Origin of the sequence: Salibacterium lacus (assembly GCF_042684865.1) — a bacterium.
Lineage (GTDB): Bacteria > Bacillota > Bacilli > Bacillales > Marinococcaceae > Salibacterium > Salibacterium lacus.
Genome location: NZ_JBHUML010000006.1, coordinates 65486 through 86193, shown reverse-complemented (window position 1 = coordinate 86193; position 20708 = coordinate 65486). Strand labels below are relative to the sequence as shown.

Genomic DNA, 20708 nt, shown 5'->3' with positions numbered 1-20708 from the left:
GCGCTTTCATCGATGATTCCGATGACCCGATGATAGATCGTCGAGGAACCAGATGACGTGCGATCGTCTCTGAAAGTTAGAAACAAGTATTCTATCAAAACTGAGATAGAGTACTTCATACAAAAGGAGGAAATATTGCATATGGCTTATCAACCTAAGTCTTACCGCAGATTTCTAGCATCTTCCGTATCTGCAGCAGTCGTAGCGTCTGCAGCAGCAGCGGTACCTGCGGATGTACAGCAAGCGGATGCAGCTGAATCTTTCAGTGATGTATCCAACGATTACTGGGCCTCGGAGTCTATTCAGCGTCTAGCTGACGAAGGTATCATCAACGGGTACCCAGATGGTACATACGGCCCGGGAGAGGAAATCAACCGCGGTCAGGTTGCTTCCCTTCTGGTTAAAGCGTTTGACCTTGAAACAAACGAAAACGCTGAATCCAGCTACGATGACCTGAACGACGACAGTTACTTTACTCCGGTTGCCGAAGCAGTAACTGAAGCAGGGTACATCACAGGCCGCGAAGACGGCACAATGTTTGCTCCGGGCATGGAACTGTCACGCGAACAGATGGCTACCATCCTTGTCCGTGCGTTCAACCTTGAACCGAAAGAAGACAGCGACGCAAACGTTGCTGACCTTGATGAAGCAAACGCAAGCCACCAGGAAAACATTCAGATTCTTGCGGACTACGACATCACGTCCACTGAGAACAACATGTTTAATCCGAAAGAAACGGTTAACCGTGCACAGTTTGCAACTTTCCTTGATCGTGCCCTTGAAGTACAGGAGCCGCTTGAAATTGCAAACGTAAGTACTCTTACCGGTGACGGCCACGTACTTTCTGTTGAATTTACTAGACCGTACCGTGAAGACATCGACGCTTCTGATGTCCGTATCGCTGAAAGCGACAGTGGCGAGCGTAAAGGTGTTGAAAGTGTAAGACTAGCTCCGGATGGCCTTTCCGCAGAAGTTACACTTTATGACGACACAAGCGACAACGCGCCGGATGAAATCCCAGAAGGCGTCCAGCACGACATTCAAGTCGGCGACCTCGAAACAACGTTCACTCGTGATTCGTTCCTTAACGATGACGACAACGCACGCGTTACATCTGTTAACGACGATGATCGTGAATTTACGGTTACCTACAATGAAGATAACGGAGACGGCGACGAAACATCCGTTACGCTTGATGTTCCGGAAGACAGCGACTTCAACTTCCAGCAGGCGCTTGGTCATGAAATCAGTGTTTGGTATGATGGCGACAATAACCTCACCAATTATGAACTGATTCAACATGAAGATACCGTGAACACTGCTATCGAAGTAACTGCCAACGATGAAATCGAAACCGTTGACGGCGGCGACGCTCACGACCTCGCTGACGATGTAACATTCATTGTTAACGACGGTTCCGATGATGAAATCGTTGCTGAAGGCACAGATGAAGTGGAAGAAGAAGGCCTTGTTAATGAAGAGTATGACTACTCCAAAGTCATCTTTAATGACAATGGTGATGTTGAGCGCGTTTATGCGTATAACTTCAATGAAGATCCTATCCTCACGGAATCTGTTGACGGCAGCCTTGTTATTGGTAAAGACAACAATGAACTGGATCTTGAAGACTACAGAGTTGTTAAAGACGGACAGCAGATTGCTGCTGAAGACGTGCAGGAAGGCGATGTTGTTTACTTTAACGAAGACGCCTACGATGGTGACGGCTTTGCAGTAGTCAGCACAAACACCATGACCGGTGAAATTGACAGCATCTTTGATGATTCCTTTGATGTAGATGGCACCAACTACAGTTACGAAAACGATGCAATTGGCAACGTTCAGTATCTTGACGACGAAGGCGAATTCGCTAATCTCGATGAAGATGCAGCTGAAGAACTGCAAGCTGCTGGCGAAGTAACACTTTACACTAACTTCAAAGGTGACCTTGTATACGTTACAGGTGACGTTGAAGATGTTGAACAGAGTTATGACGCTTTCTACCTGCAAGGACAGCCAACTTCATACGTAAGCAGCAGTGGCGACGACATGGTTGAACTCGAAGGTGTTAATGCGGAAGGCAATTCCTACCTTTATGAATTTGCACCTGACTCCTTGGAAGAAATCACTGTTCAAACCAGCGATGGCGAAGTAGTCTATGAAACAGACGAAAACTATCCTGAAACAGAAACAGAAATTGATGAATTTGCACTTGCTACTGGAAGTGCTGATAATCCATCATTGATTGATCAAAATTCAGGTCCAATTAGCGAAGACACGTTCCTTGTCGCTCTTGATGGCGATGGAAATATCATTAATGATGAAGCCATCACACCGCTTTCCGCCTACGTAAGTGATATCGGTAGCTCCGACTACACCAATAATCTTATTAATGTTGGCGAAGATGAAAACGGCAATGTACAGAATCTAGAATTCTTCGACAATGTAGAAACACTTGAAGAAGAAATTGATGAAGATTCCGACTACGCAAACGGCAATCTCCTTGAAGATGACACATTGGTTTACGACGTATCGGATGCAGATGAAGAATATACTGATCCGGACGAAGATGATGTAAGCATCACAACATGGGGTGACCTTAAAGAAAACGGCGTTGATGTTAGTGCCGATTCAGCTGCTGTTTACTCCGATGAAGACGACCGTGCGACACATCTCGTAACGTATGAAGATGTTATCAGTGATGGTGAAGAGTACACAGCTGTCATCAAGGACATCCAAACTTCCGATGGTGATGTTGTACGTGCCGACGTTTTGGTTAATGGCGAAGAAGTTAGCTACGACGTAAACGACGTTGACTCCAACGTAAGTGAAGGCGACGTTGTTGAAATCGAAGTGAACGATGCCAATGACCTTATCACTGGCTTCAATGATCTTGGTGCTCGTATCGAAACAGGCACTGTTCAAGAAGGTGGCGTAAGCGTTAGTGATAACGAAGTTACTCTCGACAGTGGAGAGACATTTGAACTTGCTAATGACGGCGCAGTATATGACGCATCCGATAACGATGCAGACGACTACTCCGTAGAAAACCTTCGGGATATTGAAGATGGTGACTCCATCACAGTTGCTAAACCATCCGACAACAGCTCCTTCGCTGATGCATTCGTTATCACTGGTGAAGATGACACTGAAACAGGTGGCGGAGACGTTGAAACTGACGGTGAAGTAACTTATATTAACCCTGGTAGCTGGAGCGATTCTTCTGATGTAGTTGTTGAAGTAGAAGATGATGAAGGCAACTTTGTAGAATACTCAAGAGCAGATGGAGATATGAGTTCTTCAGTGGCTAGTTTCCTTTATAATAATCAAGGAGTCATTGATGGTTCTGACATTCAATTCTCATTCAATGATAATGACGACATTAGTGGAGTTTCCGCACTATCACTTAATGAAGACAATGCTTCTGCAAACCTCACAATTCCAGCAAGCGCAGCGTTTGATGGACTGGTAGTCGAAGGTAACGAAAATGAAGTACAAAACGTTACTGTTGAAGCTGACAACGTAACAATCCGTCACACTGTCATGAACGATCTTACAGTTAATGGCGATGACTTCACTTCTGAAGAAAACACTATTAATGGAAATCTAACAGTTAAAGGTAGCGATTCTGAATTCAATACCACAATCAATGGTAATGTTACTGTGGATGGTTCAGCATCTTTCTCCAATGTTGAATTTGCTTCAAGCACAACAATTGATGGCTCTGGTAGCGTGACATTGGATGGTACAGTTGGAGATCTTGATGCTACAAACGTGAACGTTGAAGATAACGATGTTGATTTTGCTGGTGTTGAGGATGAAGACTTCAGTAATGAGTACCAAGGAGAAGTTAATCAAGACACTGTAGATGCTGCATTTAATCAGCTTGACGGCATGGGTACGCAAGAAGTAACAGAAGACACTAATGTTATCACTTTTGCTGAATCAGTTCTTGAAGAAAACAATATTAGTGATGTATCCGTAGCAGTTGATTCTGGAGCAGCAAATTCAGATGGCGAGCTTAATGGTTCTACAGGTGACACTGGTCAGAGCGTAACTTATCAGCTTTCCGCAGGTGATGTTACTCAAACAGCAACTGTTAACTTCGATATTGTTGCAGGTGGAGTAAGTCAAGCATCAAGTGTTACTCTAAATAGCAACGAAGTTGTTACACCGTCAGCCAATGATGTTACAGTTGATATCAGTGGTCTTGCTGATGAAAATAATAACAACATTGATGGTGATTTTGCTGTAGCAATTGAAGAACAAAGTGGAACAATTCCAACACCATCTAGCCAAAGCCCTGTGACTTTCTCAGGTGGAGATGCTACAGGTATTACATTCTCAAATGTAAATTTTGAAAATGTTGAAGATGGCACTTACACATTTGATGTGACTGTTGATGATGTGAAAGTCGGAGAAGTTGATGTTGAAGTAGATGGAACAAATCCTGAAATAACAACTGTGGATCAAAGTACATCGGGTGATCAAGCTATTGCATTTGAATCTTCCGAAGCTATTGATAATGTAAATAACTTTACCTCCGACTCAGGTAATGCAAGCTTAGCATCTTCATTTAGTTCAGGTAATGAAAATGCCACTGTTGAAATTGATACTGCTGTTAGTGACAACGATGAAGTAAACTTCACTGTTATTGATATGGCAGGCAACGAGACAGACTTTGTAGCAACTTGGGATGCTACGGCTAGTGAATGGACTGTTGATGAATCTGCTAACTAATCAAAACGAAACGTTCCTTTATAAGCTAGCAATCTAGTGAAAAAAGGAAAGAAACCTCCCCGAGTGATAAGTGCTCCGCACTCCTCGGGGTTTTTCTTTAACTTTTCTGTTGATATAAAAGGTGAAAGTCCTTTTCCTCCGAAACAGCCTACAATCGCAGGTGCCTGATCCTCCTGCATCCGATGATGCCCTGCCGTGGCAGAAAGGGTGAAGTCAGGTGAAGACGTACTCTCGCAAAGAGAGGCGGGGCTCCTTCAAAGATGGCTATGGCTAATGACGTGAACCCATGATGATCCAAGGAGAGGTAGTGCATACCAGGATAGAATGCTAGCAGGTTGGTATTCATCCCTGTATCTGTAAGGATACGGCGGCGATTGGAACAATTAAGGCTGTTACACCAGTCTTTCTCTTTCTTGAAAAGTGGGGGCCTACGGTCATCAAACAAAGGGATAGACAGAACGGAACGTTTGAAGCTTTATAGGAAGAGATGAGGCAGCATCCATGATGCCTATGAAGTGGCAGCGGGCTTGTAGTAGTGATGATGGCTGGCCGTTTGCATTGCCTTGGTAACAAGGCAAGAGGAGAAAACCAGCCGAAGCGAAGGAACCCAGTCAGTGATTTTTCTTACGATTTATTTCCCTGTAATTGAATACCGGCCATTTTAGAAATGGCCGGTTCTTTTTACACAAACTTGTATGAACAAGATAATATATTATTCATTAATTTGTTCACATGTAGGGATGTCATAAAATGTTTTATTATTTTTCTGATTTTTTCAAATGATGAAAATCGTAAGCGCTATCATTGATGGATCGCTGTGTGCGGTGAAAGCCGCCTGCATGGTGAAGGCTCGATCGAAATCCTTTGTATTAAAGGTATAAGGCGAGAATAGCGTTTCAGCAACCAAGCTTGATATGACAGGAGATATTGGGAATTATGAAACAGATAACCAAGGAAATGTCCTCGAGGATGACCCCACGCATGACCCGGCACTTATTGAACATGAGGGAACGTACTACGCTTTTTCTACTGGAATTGCTCGTAGTGCGGAAAGCCCCGGTGGTATTTATGTTCGAAAGTCCGAGGATACGTTAGCTGGTGATTGGGAGTCTATGGATGAAATTGCTGTACCGGATTGGGTGATGAATTATGACTGGGACGAAGATTCGGCGCCTGGTCACCTTTGGGCCCCGGCCGTGACGAAAAAAAATGGCACGCTCTACCTGTACTACGCGGCTTCTCAATTCGGAACCAACAAATCTGCGATCGGAGTTACAAGTACGGACACCCCGGAGAATGTAGACAGCTGGGAGGATCATGGTATCGTCGTAGAGACAACTCCGGATGAGGATGACTTTAATGCGATTGATGGTTCCCCTGTTCAGGATGCCGATGGACAGTGGTGGTTAACATTTGGTTCCCACTGGGACGGAATCAAGCTGCAGAAACTAAATGATGACATGAAGACTCTTGAAGGAGATAGATACTCGATACAGGATCGCAATACGGATACAAACGCTGTGGAAGCACCAAATATTATTGAACGAAATGGTTACTACTATCTCTTTACGTCCTGGGATACATGCTGCTCCGGAACAGACAGCACCTACAAGATTGCCGTAGGGCGTTCGGAATCGATAACAGGTCCGTATGAAGATAAGGAAGGTGTTCCTCTGAAAGGAGAAGGAGATGTTCAAAACGGCGGCACAGTCATCCTAGACACGGAAGGTAACCAAATTGGACCCGGGGGACAGGATGTGTACTATGACGAAGAGAACGATACGTATTATTTGATTCACCACTACTATGATGGAGATGATAATGGCACAGCCCGCATGCAGATACGTGAACTGGCGTGGACGGAAGACGACTGGCCTGTTGCAAGAGAAAACTAAATAACTTGTAACACATTTGAAGATGGGAGGGGCTGTATCAAAAGGTACAGCTCCTTTTTAATTTCTGTACTACCAGGGCTGGGTTAAAAAGTTACAGGTAATTCAACTGTTTTACTTCATTTTAACCTTTGTTTGTTATTTTTACTGGAAGGGAGATAAAAAAAGAGATTATCATTGACGGATCGCTGTGTGCGGTGAAAGCCGCCTGCATGGTGAAGGCTCGTTATAAAACCAAGAAAAAGATAAGGTATAAGACGAGAATAGCAAAAAAGCACCTGACGTTATGATTGATCCATCCGTGAAAGACGTTTTGACGTTTGAAGAAGATCAAACGTGGCGGACATCTGTGGAAAACATAACATTGTACCAAATAGGTGAAGATGAGGGAATTCAGTATGAAAAAGGAAATATTTCGTATGATCAAGCCACCCCGGGACAGCTGGATTTAGAAGCTCAAGGCAATCCTGAAGCGTCTTCCTGGGAAGAGGTGCATCCGTATCTTGAAGCAGATCAGGAGGAAGACCTGGATCTTCCTGTTCTGTTTATTGTGATAGAGGCATCTGGATACGAAGACGCGGTGGTTTGGATCGAAGGAGAATCCCTTCCGGACTCCGACCCAATGGATCCGGCTTATATTACGGTATCTTCCGAGGACAATCGAATATACTTCGAGAATGAGAACGATCGGATTGGAGTTCTTTCGATATACAAAGAAGAAAATCAATCCGATCGGGACGGTTATATTACTTTTGATGAAAACTCAGAAACGGCCAGTTGGGTCACCAAAGATGAGATTCAGGAAGGCGATGAATTCTGGATAAGTATTACAGAAACAGACAAAGCGGAAAGTGATAAAATAATAGTAACAGCAGAATAGATGCTTCCTTCTATGGTTTTTCTCAAAAAAGTTCATTCTCACAATGACTTACAGCGGTCTCTCTTAGTGGAGGCAATATTTTTTATGTTCTGCCGTGCCTGCTTGTAATTGAAATATTTAATCTAAATAAGATAGGACCATCTATCATAATACACCTCAGTTCCATATCTGGAGCTGGGGTTATTCTTATGTATCGGGGAGGAAGAGAATGACACCTTATGAAAGAGCAAAGCAACACAAGGCAGAATAGCAGCTGGATACTCTGCCGGGGAGCCTGCTGTTTGAGACGATGCTGTATTGGATTCATCCCACGGATAGCAAGAAATCCTTTCAGGTCACCTTTTTTCTTTATCATATAAAATATTCCACCTACACATGATTTTCACATTCTTTTAACAGGGCCTTAATGTTGAAAACGTAGGCTTAGGGATGTAGGTAAATCAAGGGAGGAATTTCATGAAAGCGGGGAAGCAAAGTCGAAAAGTCTTATCATTGATGCTCATTTTGTCCATGCTGCTGATGAACATGTCTTCTGCCTTTCCGGTGAAGAAGGCAGAGGCAGCTGAAGACGAAGCACCAAAGGAAACAGAAGAAACCGGCAATGATGCGACAGAAGAACAAGTTCCAGAAGAAGACGTAAACCCTGATAAGAAGGAGTCTCCATCCGGCAGTGAAAAAGAAAGCAGCGAGGACAGCACGGAACAAGATGCTACAGATACTGAATCCGGTACAAATGAATCGGAAGAAGACAAACCTAAGGAGGATGAACCAAAAGAAAAAGAGGCAGTAGAAGAAGAGAGCGATGATGGTAAAGAGTCATTGCAGCTTCAACAGGAAACAACAGATGTCCCTGTGGACGAGCTGCCGGAATTATTAGTTACAGAAATAATGCCAAATAATGAGGGGGCCGACGACTACGAGTATTTTGAAGTGTACAATAATTCTGATAAAACAGTGAACCTGGATTACTATTCGTTGATCTATCGTTATACGGACGACCCCAGTGCTGATAAAACGATAGCGCTTTCTGCTGCCGAGATCGATCCGGGGGAAACGAAGGTGTTTTGGCCGAATAACTCAGGTGAAACCTTAGACAATTTCAACAGTCAATACGATGTCGATTTGTCTGAAGAAGAGGTGGTGGAATACAGTGGTTCCAACTTTTATAACGGTGGGGAACGGGCGGTTGTCATTGAAACTACTGCTGGGGAAGAGACCATTCAGGCAAGCTATGTAGAAAATGATATCGCCTCCGGACAGAGTGTGATGTTTTCGTATCCTGAATCGGGAACAGCAATGTCATTACATAAACAACAAGCAGAAGCCTCTCCCGGTCAAGTAGAGGAAGCACAAATCCCCGGGGAAAGGGTCTCTCTTTCTTCCAACCAAGAACCATCTGTCAGCCATGAGCCGTTAACAAACATTACTGCCGGCGAAGACTTGAGAGTGGAAGCTGTTGTCGAAGACGAGGATTCTGACCACGTGAAGACAAGTCTATTTTATCGAACGGACGCCGGAAAGGATTATGAATCTGTCCCAATGAATGAAACAGAGAGTACTCATTATGAAGCAGTCATTCCAGGAACAGATTTGCGCTCCGGCACACTGGATTACTATATAACAACTGCTGATCGATATAACCGCGTGCAGACAGACGCAGTCCAAGTGATAATAGAACAAGAAGAAAACAACAGCCAGGACAATCCGCACGTTCTTATTACGGAACTGGCCCCCAACACGGCAGGCGCGGAAGAATATGAATTTTTCGAACTTTACAACAACACGCAGCAGCCGCTTGACTTACAGCAATATGCGTTTAAATACGTTTATACTGATTCCGGCGAAGAGCGTGTGTTCCAGGTTCCACGTACCACCATGGAACCTCAGGAAACGCTTGTCTTTTGGTACAACAATGCCGGCAAAGAATTGCAGGACTTTAACGAAAAATTTAATACCGATCTCACTTCCGATCAATTGGTAGAAGTAACAGACACCGAAGGTCTTCCCGGTTTTGCCAACGGTGGGGACCGCGCTCTTAAGTTAACGGATAAGGATAACGTGGAAGTCGTGTATGCTGATTATCTGGGGGAAGACAACAATAACGATGGAAAAGATATTCAATATGAGTATCCGGTAGATGGAACGAAAATGATCAAACAGGAAACGTTAGCCGATCCAACACCGGGAAAGGTGGATAACACACAGGTTCCTGACACAGCAGTTGATGTCTCAGACTTACCGGAGGATACAGAGGCACCGGTCATCGACCATACACCGGTAGAGTCTGCGGATCCGTTTTCTTCTGTGGAAATTCAAGCCACCGTTGAAGATAATATGAAAATGCCTTCCGTCACGCTTTATTACAAAAATGAGGATACGGAGGAATATGAAGAAGTAACGATGCGTCCGGATGCAGGTGACCTATCAACCTTTTCGGCGGAAATACCAGGAACCGCTGTGGATTCGAACCTTACGTATTACGTGGAAGCCACCGACGGAACAAATACAGCCAGTTTGGATGAATCTATCATGGAGGTGGCTGCAGGGGAAGACCCTGAGAACGTTCCACCGATTCTTGTAACGGAAGTAGTCCCGGACACTACAAATGTTGGTGGCTCGGATGGCTATGAATTTATCGAGATTTACAACAACACCAATCAACCTATTGATTTTTCAGATTATCAAATTCAGTATCGTTACAACAATCTTCCCGACAGAGACACGCATTGGCCGTCTGAGCCTGACGATATGGAGATCAGGCCACAGGAAACCATGGTATTCTGGATGATAAACGGTGCCAACAATGATAAAACGATTGCTGATTTCAACGAAAACTATGGTTCTGAGGTGCCGGAAGACAGCATGGCCAAAATCTATACTCCCGGGATGTCCAATGGCGGGATAAGAAGTCTTCTCGTCGCTACCAATACCGATCATGAACTGGCCATCGCCCACTATAATGAAGAGTCCGGAGATGCTGATGACACCCTTCCGGATAAAGGGATTGTGTACAAGTTTCCAACCGATGGATCCAATGTGATGGATAAGGTGAGTGCCGGGGAGGAGGATGCAACCCCAGGTGCTGTTGAAGATTTCCAAGTTCCTGAAAACCCTGTCGAAGTACCAGACGACACGGAAGCGCCCGTCATTGATAACCGCACCAAAGTCACGGAGGTTCATCCATCCGAAAATATTGACCTGGCAGCAGGTATCAACGACAATACCAAGGTCCGTACGGCGGAATTATTCTACCGCACCAATGACGAGGAAGACTACCAATCGATGCCTCTGCAGGTAGATCCGGACGACGGCCTTTATCACGGGACCATCTATGCTCCGGAATTAATCTCAAATGATACACTGGAGTATTATTTCAAAGCATCTGACGGCACGAATCAAACGGAAAGCGACCCGCACACCATTACCATCCATAACGAACGGGATGAGTCCGCCTTGCGTTTCAATGTAAACGACAATGCTATCCTTTCAGGCACAAAGGTCTTAAAAGGAACGTCTGAAGGAAGCGGCCCGGACGACCTGAGCTTTTTCATAGATGATCAGGAATGGAACGGGGAGACGTTTCGGACCGTTGAGGATACAGCGTATCTGGCGTTTGAGGTGAGCGGCATTAACACCTACTTCCAGAACGCTGTCACCATGGACGGGGAAGTTATTCATATCTTCGATGACTGGATGGCGCAGTGGACGACCATCACGGTTCCGGTGGATCCTGAACTTCTGAGTACGGGGGATAACACCTTTACGCTCCGGGCAGGAAATAAGGCGACGCCTTTTGAAGGAAACCCCGGCGAAAACAGAGATGACTTCGACATGAGAGATGTACGTCTTATCATGGCAGACGGGACCATATTGAAAGATTCTACGTATCATAATCCAGATGAAATTCTCGATATGGGCGACGATGGCACAGATCGTATTGCAGAAGACTTCACGTTCACCATCAGCGGTGCACAGACCCATTCCAAAGGGTTCAACTGGGATACCACGCAGGTCACAGATGGAGCACATTCTGTGAAGGTCCAGGACGGTACCAATGAATTGGAAACAAGCATACGTGTAGACAACACAGCCCCGGCCATTTCAACAAATATAGAAAGAGGGAAAGAATACAAGGGTGGCTTCACGATTGATCCATCGATAACCGACAGTATTGCCGGCGTAGAAACCTCTACTGTTATGCTGGATGAAGAAATTATTTCCCTGCCCTACGAGACATCTTCCGGTGAACTGGCTGCTGGAGAACATGAGCTGACGATCACAGCTGAAGATGCAGCAGGAAACAAGACAACAGAAAACATTCCTTTTTCTACAGCGGACGAACACCCGACCGAGCCTGAAAATGTAGCCCCGCAAATGGATGAGACGTTAGACGGTGACCCGATTTTAAAAGTAAACGTATCAGATCCGATGGGTGATGAATTAAACGTTGGGTTTTACCAAGGATTTCATTACAATCCCGGGGATGCAGCTCATGTGAAATCCTTTCACCATGCCTCTGAAACAGAACCGCCGCAAGAAGCCGCACCAAAGAACGAAGAATCGTTCTCCGATGAAAATATTGCTCAAACGATGGAGAAAGATAACAAGTATATGGTTACGGACTCCACTACCGAATTCCCGTACCACCGCTTTGAAGTCACCGTCGACGAATCTATCGATACAAACGATACGGTGGAAGTAGTGTGGAACGGGAACTCCCTTGAAGGCCGGAAAGTCACAATGTATGCCTGGAACCACACGTCCTCGGATTGGGAAGAAATCGATGAGAACATTGCAGGAGCAGAGGATTTTCAGCTGAAAGGAACGGTTTCGGTGGCTGATTTTGTGAAGGATCAAAAGGTGAACGTCATCGTGCAGGATGAAATTCCAAGCTCCGGCGATTATGATTATACGTTCGCCTGGACATCCGATACGCAGTATTTAGCTGAAAGCTATCCGCACATATTCGACCAACAGACCCAGTGGATTGCTGACAACAAGGAAAACATGAACATTGCGTATACGTTCCATACAGGGGATTTGGTCAATCAAGCGAACAAACCGCAGCAGTGGGACCGGGCTGATGAGTACATGCAGACGCTGGATGATGCGGACATGCCGTACGGAGTGCTTGCGGGAAATCATGATGTGTCCCAAAAAACCAATGATTACACGGAATACTACAAGTATTTCGGCGAAGACCGTTTTGAAGATAAACCCTACTACGGCGGCTCGTACAAAAATAACCGCGGCCACTATGACTTGATGTCCGTGGATGGAAATGATTACATCATGGTTTATCTCGGATGGGGCATTGAAGATGAAGGAATTGAGTGGGTCAATGAGGTGCTCGAGGAACACCCGAACAGAAAAGCGATTCTCAGTTTCCATGAATACCTGCTTGCGACCGGAAGCCGCCATCCGGAAGGAGAAGAATTGTATGAGAAACTTGTCGTTCCCAATGAAAATGTCTTTGCCGTGCTCTCCGGCCACTACCACGAAAGCCAGACATTGATAGATGAACTGGATGACGATGGAGACGGGGAGACAGACCGCAAAGTGTATCAAATGCTTGCTGACTATCAAGCAGGTCCGGAAGGCGGCCAGGGTTACATTCGTTTGCTTCATTTTGATACGGAAAATAACAAGATGATTGTAAACACGTACTCCCCTTATCTTGATGATTACAATTATTATGATCCAGAGGAGTACCCGGAAAAAGATGAAGTCACCGTCGACCTTGATCTTACAGCCGAAGAAAAACGCATTGCCACCGATCACTTTGAGATCAACGTCTACAGCGACAACGAAATTGGGGTTGTTGAAAATGCAGCAAGCGGGAGCACAGCTGAAATGACCTGGGAAGGGTTAGAAGAAGGAGAAACGTACTCCTGGTATGCCAAAGCCACTGATCAATATTCCGGCGAACGCTTTTCAAACATCTGGACGTTTGAGAAAGGAAACGAAGAAGATATGGAAGAACCGCCGTCTAATGAAGATGACAATGACAGTGGCAGCAGTAATGGCGGAAGCGGTGGAAACGATAGCAGCGGAAATGGCAGTGGTGGAAGTTCCCCGTCCAACGAAGATAGTGGTGACAGCGAAGAGGATAAACCAGAAACCGGCGATCTTTATGAGGAAGAGCGCACCACTGATGAAGATGGCGTAGAACAGATCTCCCGCCGCGTGAACGCAGATGAATTAGCCAACCTTTTACAGGAACAGGAAACCACAGATACTATTACGTTCGATATGGAAACGGCTGAAAATGTAAGAGGCGAGGTTTTACTTTCTAATGACGTTCTCGATACAGTACGTGACTACAATCAAGATTCTGTCCTGGAGATAAAGTCCACGGAAGGAACCATCCGGGTGCCTGTTTCGGAATTAGATAGTTCCCAGCTTGAACTCACAGAAGAGGAAATGGAAAGTGTAGAAATCAGTGTATCCGTTAATACATCCGAAGCGGACGAAACCATAAAAACGAACAACTTACCGGCTGTGACATCCGTTGTAGATTACCAAATCACCGCGAGAGTAAATAACAACGAAACAGAAATCGCACATTTTGACCAGTATATGGAACGTGAGATTAACAGCGAAACAGATTTAGATGAAAAACATGCGGTCGTTGTGAAACTGAATGAAGATAATAACAGCTTTACTTCCGTTCCAACTGTCATTGAAGGAAATACGGCAACGTTCCAAAGTCAGTCTCTCAGCAAATACACGGTGCTTGAAAATGAAGTATCCTTCACAGACATTCCAGATGACTACTGGGCCGGCGATTCGTTTGAGAAGCTCGGTTCCCGCTACATTTTCCAGGGTAGGGAAGACGGCACTGTCGCACCAGGCGAAAACATGCGGAGATCCCAGCTTGCCGTATTGATTACTCGTGCCCTCGGGCTCGCTTCTTCAAACGAATACGAAGGAACGTTCACAGATGTAGACAAGGGTGACTGGTTTGCTGGAGAGCTGCAGCCAGCTATTGAACACGGCATTATCCAGGGACGGGCAGATGGTACATTTGCACCAAACGAAACCGTCACCCGTCAGCAGGCGGCATCCATGCTGTCACGAGCCATGGAAGTCACCGGATTTGAGGAAGAAAAGTTAAACACACAGAAAACGATCGATTCTTTCAACGACAAGGAGAGTATCGGCACATGGGCGCAGGATGATGTGAACCGTCTCCTTCAAGCCGGCGTCATCACCGGCCGCGAAGAAGGCTCCATCTTTGACCCCAAATCAGGAGCGACACGGGCTCAAATGGCTGAAATGCTGGATGAATACCTGACGTTTATAGAGTTCAGTAACTAATATAGAGAAAGTGCTCCCCAAGAGGTAGACAGATGAAACACAAAATCTGTTTCCACTCGAAGGGGAGCATGTTTATAACACAAGGGGAATGTAGAAAACAGCCAAGGATGACTACGAGAAAATAGGAAGGTATTAAAAATTACACATATTTCAGCTGTTTTACTTTATTTTAACCTCTTTCTGTTATTGTAACTGCAAGGGAAATAAAGAGAGAAAATTGCTGACGGATCGCCGTGTGCGGTGAAAGCCGCCTGCATGGTGAAGGCTCGTTATAAAGCCGATATACAGAGATGGCATAAGACGAGAACAGCATGGTACCGGCCGTAGATGTGACGATAGCGGAAGATGATCAAACGATGGCAGCGGGAGACACTGTAGCCCTGCATGCCTCGGTAAAACCAGAAAATGCTTTCAAACCAAAAATTGAATGGACTTCCGATAATGAGGATGTTGCCACGGTAAGTGAAGATGGAGAAGTCCGTGCTGTATTTCATGGAACAACCCACATTCATGCTGCAACCGAAGACGGCAAATTACAGGATTCTATAGAAATAACAGTCTTTTCTGTATCGTGGTCCAGTACCGGCAACTCTATATCACTATTTTTCTCAGGAAGTGTATATGGAAATGAAGAGGGGACAGAACCGGTAAGCAAAGATGCCTTTCTATTAGAGGACAGCGGGTTAACCGATATCGAGAAAATTGGAAGTGTGGAGCATACAGCTGGGGAAAAACATATCAGCATCAATTTCGATGAGAGCCCTGATCCTTACAATATGGTCGTTGCCATTAAGGCAGACAGCATTTTTGATGAAAGTGGAAATGCTATTGAAGGGAAAATTGAGTAGCAGGGTATGCAAGGAGGAGACGTATTGGTCGACTCCCAAATGCGAAAAATCCAGTATTGTTTAACCTCATTTTAACCTCTCCCTGTTACGGTGCAGGTAGGGAAATAAAGAGAGAAAATCGCTGGCGGATCGCCGTGTGCGGTGAAAGCCGCCTGCATGGTGAAGGCCTGTCCGAAACCCTGGGAAAAATAGAAAGGGATAAGTCAGGAATAGTATAGAAATAACCGGAGATTTGGTCTCTATTGATCAGGGAAGCCCTGGAACACCGTCTTCTATGTCGACTTATGGGGAAAATGGAGCAAATACCATAACCATTACTGATCCGTCCGGCAAAAGCAATGGACTAACGGTTCATTTAAATCAGGCAGGTGCTGATGGTCTGCGGATTGATTCAGAGAATGCAGCCCATTTAAATATTCGTCTTGCTAATACAGCCGTTCACAAAAATACATCCGATAGGATACAGAACGCTGTGAATGAATTGGGAAGTATGCATGATGGTGCGGCAAATTTTTCTGATTGGACCGTTGAAACATCAACTAGTTGGGACTCAAGTGAGAATGGTGCCGGCGTGGACCGTGAGGCTGTGATGTCAGGAGGTACTCCGTCCGAAACAGAAACGGCTGTGTTTAAAATAGAGAGTGGAACCTCGGTAACAGACAATATCACGGTTTCGGTCAATGGAGTCGATTACACTGTTGGAGTAGTAAGTGGAGATACAGCTGAAGATGTTGCTGCGAAAATTGCTGATAAACTTTCGGCACAAGGGGTGGCAGACTATACCGTTACGAATCCTTCGCCGGAAATAGTAAGATTCACTTCAACTATTCGACATACAAATGTTACTGATATAAACGTCAGTATAAAGTAATGTATGAGTTTGTGCTGAAGTAAATATCAATCGGTGTTCGTTGTAAAGACCGGGGGCTGGTGTGCTCCCGGTCTTTACCAAATAATATAGATAAACGGTATTGATTCGTCGTTTCTCTAAAGTTGCATAATCATTAATAGGAATGTCCAATATAATGAATATTTTACTTCAGGTGCCTGTCCCCCGGTGCGTTTATACGTGAAAGAAGATGGCATCTTTTGTTTGCTGTTCTTTGAAACAAGGGAGCTGTCCAATGGTGAAACGGCTCCGGATGTAACCGTCAAGTTATTTTGAACACTTTTTGTCAAGGAAGAAGCGGGAGATAGTATGTCAAGCTTTGGCAAAGTTTCTCTATTTGGAAGGATTTTTGAGAAAAATGTCAAAGTAGTACTATGTCGTTGTATATCAGAATATTTCGAATAAGTGAATCTAGGAAACATTAAATGTGAGGAGGTTGGTTGTAATCAGACGATATGTTTTGTGTGTAATTAGTATTGTCATAATATTATTTTCTGCGTCCATAGCGGAGGAGGCCTATAGTCATTCAGGAAGAACGGATAGTAGTGGCGGTCATAACTGTTCTCAACAATCTATTGAGAAAGGGCTTTGTTCAGGATATCACTACCATAATGGTGGAGATTCCTCCTCGAGTGATTCTTCTTCAGGCAGTTCTGAGCAGGAACCCGCGGGTTCGAATCATACAAATGCCGGGAAAGTTGATGATTTAGAAGAGGAGATAGCCACGCTGGAAGAGAGATTATCTTCCTCTCAAGAGAAAATAGAGGCAAGAGATGAAAAAATAGAAGCGCTCGAAGCTGAAGTAGAGAAGCTTCAAGGAGAAATAAACACTGTAGAAGAAGAGAAAGACGCATTAGAATCCGAACGAGAAGAGCAGGAGGAGCTGACTGGAGAAATAGAAGAGAAGGAAAAAGAGCTGGAAGAAAAATCGGAAATGCTGGATGAACGGGAAGAGGAAATAGAGACTCGAGAGAATGAGTTACAATCCGAAGAAGAAAAGTCGGCCTCCACTTCTTCAGATGATCAAAATAACGGGGGTGGAGCAGCCGCAGGCACGACGCTATTGGTAGCTGGCATTGTGGGAGGATCGCTTTGGTATCGAAGAATAAAAAATAATCTTCCAAGTCTTTAATGGAATTCAGGTGCCTGCCCCCCCAACACGATGGAATCATCACTTTTCTTCTCCAATAATGTATCCTCCATACCACAAGCATCATAATGCTTATGGGGGATCAATAGATTCGGCAGTTCATGGGAACAGTAGAGCATTCCTGCAAGCGAAGGCGTCGCAGACGAAATCTTGGAGAACTTCCATCCGCCTGCTTCCATATGTGGTTACAGCTGCCGATAATACGAAGGGTCCCACGGCATACAGGACAAGGTAACACTTTCATACTTTTTACTAAAAAGAGTTGAATGATCTGTCGGCAGTAGATGATACTGTCATATAATAATCATATGTTGTGATAAAGAGACTTCGGTGCTCGTGGGGACGAGAGGGGCCGGAGTCTCTTTTTTTCCTTTCTATAGCTTCTTATGGACAGTATACCCATCTAGGAATGGACAGAAAACGCCGTCAGCAATCGGTCATTTGAAAACAGCATTAACAGTCTCTTTTTGTACATATTTTAATGGATATTTATATCAAATCAACATGCGTGAAACCAATATCTGGGTCATCGGAGATAATATTCAGGAAGGCGGCCAATTCTGGATAATTCGGGTGCCTGACCCCCGGCACGGTGAAGGGTTAAAGAAGAAGGATTCAGAAATGCAGCCTGCTCATTGAATATCTGCTCCGCTGCCGGGTGAACGTCGTTTGGGAGGAGACTCTCCTTACCTGTGGTTTTCGTTCCCGGCAGCAGAGCATATAAATAAAATTCTCGCAGGCGGGAGGGTTTATGATAAACTATAACTTGTACAACAGAGGGCTTGTAAGGGCGGTCGGCTAGTCTCCCGGAGGGGAGGTGATGCCTATGGATATGTATCAGACATTATCTTTAATGATGATGTTTGGCACGTTAATCGTGTTAATCATGTCGCAAAAGAAATAGACCGCCCCTCGGCTAAGGTGTGCGGTCTATTTCCGTAGCTAAAACCGGGTAAGCCTCCGCTCTTAAAGCGGCTGTTGTACAAGGCCGCAGGTGTACCAGCACCTGCGGTTCTTTTTCATTCTATGCTGCTTCCCCAAAAGTATGCGTATTTAATCAAATTATACCACAGGAATCACATACGTAAACCATTATTCAATGAGGAGCATTAACAACATGTTATGAAAGAGGTGCCTGACACCCGGCGCAGGGAAAAATTTGTGATGTTACACACTGTGTGACACGCTTGTTCTTCCAAAAGGTGTCCTATAAAAAAGCTGTTCACAAAGGTCACGCAGTGCGACGTTTGGAACAGCTTTTTTTATGGTTAGGCACTGCCAATACCGAATACGAAGAGCCAAAAAAGAATTTTCAAACCTATCGTAACAATACCTAATACTAAAGATGCTTTTGCCATCCCTTGTTTTACTGGTTGATTTAAACCAACTATACCAAAAATAATGGCCATAATACCGAGAACATAGGGCAGAAACGGAATAATGTTCAATACAACTCCTATAATCCCTAAAACTAATCCTGCTACAGCAAGTCCATTACCTTGAGGTTTTTCGATAACAACTCTGTTCTCTGACACAGCTTCATCTCCTTCTGTTTTTCTTATGTATAATCAGACCCAAGCATTTTATCGTAATATCTTACAAAAAGTTTAGCAATTTATTGGCACTTTATTCTCATTAATCACGATTTGTATCTAAGTAGTCGATTTTATATATTTCCGGCTGAGAATGTTCATTTAGGGAAATATGGTACCTTTTTTGACGATCATAACTTGTGGTGTCTCCCTGGTCATTTGTGAAATAAAATTGTTCGCGCGTATCGACTTGATATTCTGAGGAGTCAACCTGTTCTACACCTGTCACTTCATCAGATGTAAAATGGAAATCATAGTCTTCTGATGCCACATCCGCAATATAGTCCGTCAATCCCTTATATGCTTCACTATCTTCTTTTACGTATGGGGCCGTTCGAAGAAATCTTCCTGTTTGAACCGCACCTTGATAAGCCTCACGAAAATCCAACACCATTTGTTTGACGTCTTTGAGCGGCAGTCCCTCTCTGTCTTTATCCTGGAGAGAAAGCCCTTGCACTTGGCTGAAGTTAAGCTCTATCTTATCCTGTCCTGAATACGTTACCTTCTCCGTTCGATTGACATAGTCTTCTCCTTCTTCTGTTTCTGCGTGCAGCGTTACGGATTCACCTTCAAGAAAGGGTCCTGCTTTTTCAATGTCACCCATTTGTAATCCTGTTGGTTCATCATCGATGAATAATTCAGCGTTATCCATATTAGAAGAAAGAGAAATCATTTCTAAAGGTAATTCTACGTTTTTATGCAATAATTGATCATCTATTAGTTCCGGGGTAAAAGCCATTTCTTTTTCTCCTATTTCTACCATGTCGTTGTCATAGGAGAAGGACATGGTTTGTTCTCCGGGTAATACAGACCCTAATTCGACAGCGTTGTCTGAATCCTTTACTTGATATTTTTCCCCATTAAAATGAAATACAACTCCTGCTATATCTGATGTCACTTCGAGCTGCATTGGTACAGGCTCAATGCTGTATGTAGGATAAATACCAAATCTCTTATTTTGAACTTGAAGATCAAATACAGGTTGTCCGTTACCATTTGTAACGGTGCCGGCTTGTTGGTTCTCGGCTTGTTGTAATAGTGATGATTTTACACTTTCCCAGCCATGATTCTTTAAAAAAGCAGCATATGAAGAAAAAGTGGTATGCTGCCATGCTTCTTCCTTTAATTCAACAGCATCAGAAAAGGTTTCTTTTTGATTGGATTCAATGGATTCGACGACTTTTTCAGCAATAGAAGCAGCGTTGGACTGATTCTTCATAAAGATGTGAAAGCCTCCTCCCAGCAGTAATACACCTATGAGGCTTCCAATCCAAATGATTTTTGTAAACTTATTTATACTTCCAGACGATTCTTGTGGAAGATGATGTCCGCAGGCCTTACAAAACTTCTGATCATTTTGATAGCTTTCCCCGCAATTGTCACAAGTTCTCATCTTACAT

11 protein-coding genes are annotated in these 20708 nt (G+C 44.3%); 8 read left to right on the top strand and 3 right to left on the bottom strand.

The genetic code is table 11. The annotated features are described in order from the left end of the window. Positions 1-141: 141 nt before the first annotated feature. The 7 genes from ACFSUB_RS16250 to ACFSUB_RS16220 all read left to right on the top strand — a co-directional run bounded on the left by ACFSUB_RS16250 (position 142) and on the right by ACFSUB_RS16220 (position 17698). Positions 142-4737, top strand: coding sequence for an S-layer homology domain-containing protein (locus ACFSUB_RS16250; RefSeq protein ID WP_380714329.1), 4596 nt, complete (start codon positions 142-144; stop codon positions 4735-4737). A 914-nt stretch (positions 4738-5651) separates the two neighbouring features. Next, complete coding sequence (locus ACFSUB_RS16245; RefSeq protein ID WP_380714328.1) at positions 5652-6632, top strand: arabinan endo-1,5-alpha-L-arabinosidase; 981 nt, start codon at positions 5652-5654, stop codon at positions 6630-6632. 283 nt (positions 6633-6915) lie between these two features. After that, positions 6916-7509, top strand: a complete 594-nt coding sequence (locus tag ACFSUB_RS16240; RefSeq protein ID WP_380714327.1) for a hypothetical protein — start codon at positions 6916-6918, stop codon at positions 7507-7509. A 456-nt stretch (positions 7510-7965) separates the two neighbouring features. After that, complete coding sequence (locus ACFSUB_RS16235; protein WP_380714325.1) at positions 7966-14829, top strand: lamin tail domain-containing protein; 6864 nt, start codon at positions 7966-7968, stop codon at positions 14827-14829. 311 nt (positions 14830-15140) lie between these two features. Continuing rightward, positions 15141-15677 (top strand): Ig-like domain-containing protein, encoded by a 537-nt coding sequence (locus ACFSUB_RS16230; protein ID WP_380714324.1) that lies wholly within the window; start codon positions 15141-15143, stop codon positions 15675-15677. Between the two features lie 274 nt (positions 15678-15951). Then, positions 15952-16548 carry a hypothetical protein gene (locus tag ACFSUB_RS16225; RefSeq protein ID WP_380714323.1) on the top strand — a complete coding sequence of 199 codons (597 nt, stop codon included), beginning with the start codon at positions 15952-15954 and terminating at the stop codon, positions 16546-16548. 454 nt (positions 16549-17002) lie between these two features. Continuing rightward, on the top strand, positions 17003-17698 hold the full coding sequence (locus ACFSUB_RS16220) for a YHYH domain-containing protein (RefSeq protein WP_380714322.1): 696 nt from the start codon (positions 17003-17005) through the stop codon (positions 17696-17698). A gap of 100 nt (positions 17699-17798) precedes the next feature. Here ACFSUB_RS16220 and ACFSUB_RS16215 read toward each other — a convergent pair whose 3' ends face one another. Continuing rightward, positions 17799-17960, bottom strand: a complete 162-nt coding sequence (locus tag ACFSUB_RS16215; RefSeq protein ID WP_380714321.1) for a DUF6431 domain-containing protein — start codon at positions 17958-17960, stop codon at positions 17799-17801. A 576-nt stretch (positions 17961-18536) separates the two neighbouring features. Between ACFSUB_RS16215 and ACFSUB_RS16210 the strand changes: the two genes are divergently transcribed. Further along, a complete protein-coding gene (locus ACFSUB_RS16210; RefSeq protein WP_380714578.1) occupies positions 18537-18620 on the top strand; it encodes a putative holin-like toxin in 84 nt (27 codons plus the stop codon). A gap of 364 nt (positions 18621-18984) precedes the next feature. On the opposite strand, the gene ACFSUB_RS16205 is transcribed toward ACFSUB_RS16210, so the two are convergent. Further along, entirely contained in the window at positions 18985-19251 is a 267-nt protein-coding gene (locus ACFSUB_RS16205; RefSeq protein ID WP_380714320.1) for a DUF4190 domain-containing protein, read from the bottom strand. Between the two features lie 100 nt (positions 19252-19351). Continuing rightward, positions 19352-20701 carry a TcaA NTF2-like domain-containing protein gene (locus tag ACFSUB_RS16200; RefSeq protein ID WP_380714319.1) on the bottom strand — a complete coding sequence of 450 codons (1350 nt, stop codon included), beginning with the start codon at positions 20699-20701 and terminating at the stop codon, positions 19352-19354. Positions 20702-20708 lie beyond the last annotated feature (7 nt).

Bases quoted from the DNA above. Each gene is read 5' to 3' on its own strand.
- ACFSUB_RS16250 (WP_380714329.1), top strand. From the start codon at position 142: ATGGCTTATCAACCTAAGTCTTACCGCAGATTTCTAGCATCTTCCGTA.
- ACFSUB_RS16245 (WP_380714328.1), top strand. From the start codon at position 5,652: ATGACAGGAGATATTGGGAATTATGAAACAGATAACCAAGGAAATGTC.
- ACFSUB_RS16240 (WP_380714327.1), top strand. From the start codon at position 6,916: ATGATTGATCCATCCGTGAAAGACGTTTTGACGTTTGAAGAAGATCAA.
- ACFSUB_RS16235 (WP_380714325.1), top strand. From the start codon at position 7,966: ATGAAAGCGGGGAAGCAAAGTCGAAAAGTCTTATCATTGATGCTCATT.
- ACFSUB_RS16230 (WP_380714324.1), top strand. From the start codon at position 15,141: ATGGTACCGGCCGTAGATGTGACGATAGCGGAAGATGATCAAACGATG.
- ACFSUB_RS16225 (WP_380714323.1), top strand. From the start codon at position 15,952: ATGTCGACTTATGGGGAAAATGGAGCAAATACCATAACCATTACTGAT.
- ACFSUB_RS16215 (WP_380714321.1), bottom strand. From the start codon at position 17,960: ATGAAAGTGTTACCTTGTCCTGTATGCCGTGGGACCCTTCGTATTATC.
- ACFSUB_RS16210 (WP_380714578.1), top strand. From the start codon at position 18,537: ATGCCTATGGATATGTATCAGACATTATCTTTAATGATGATGTTTGGC.
- ACFSUB_RS16200 (WP_380714319.1), bottom strand. From the start codon at position 20,701: ATGAGAACTTGTGACAATTGCGGGGAAAGCTATCAAAATGATCAGAAG.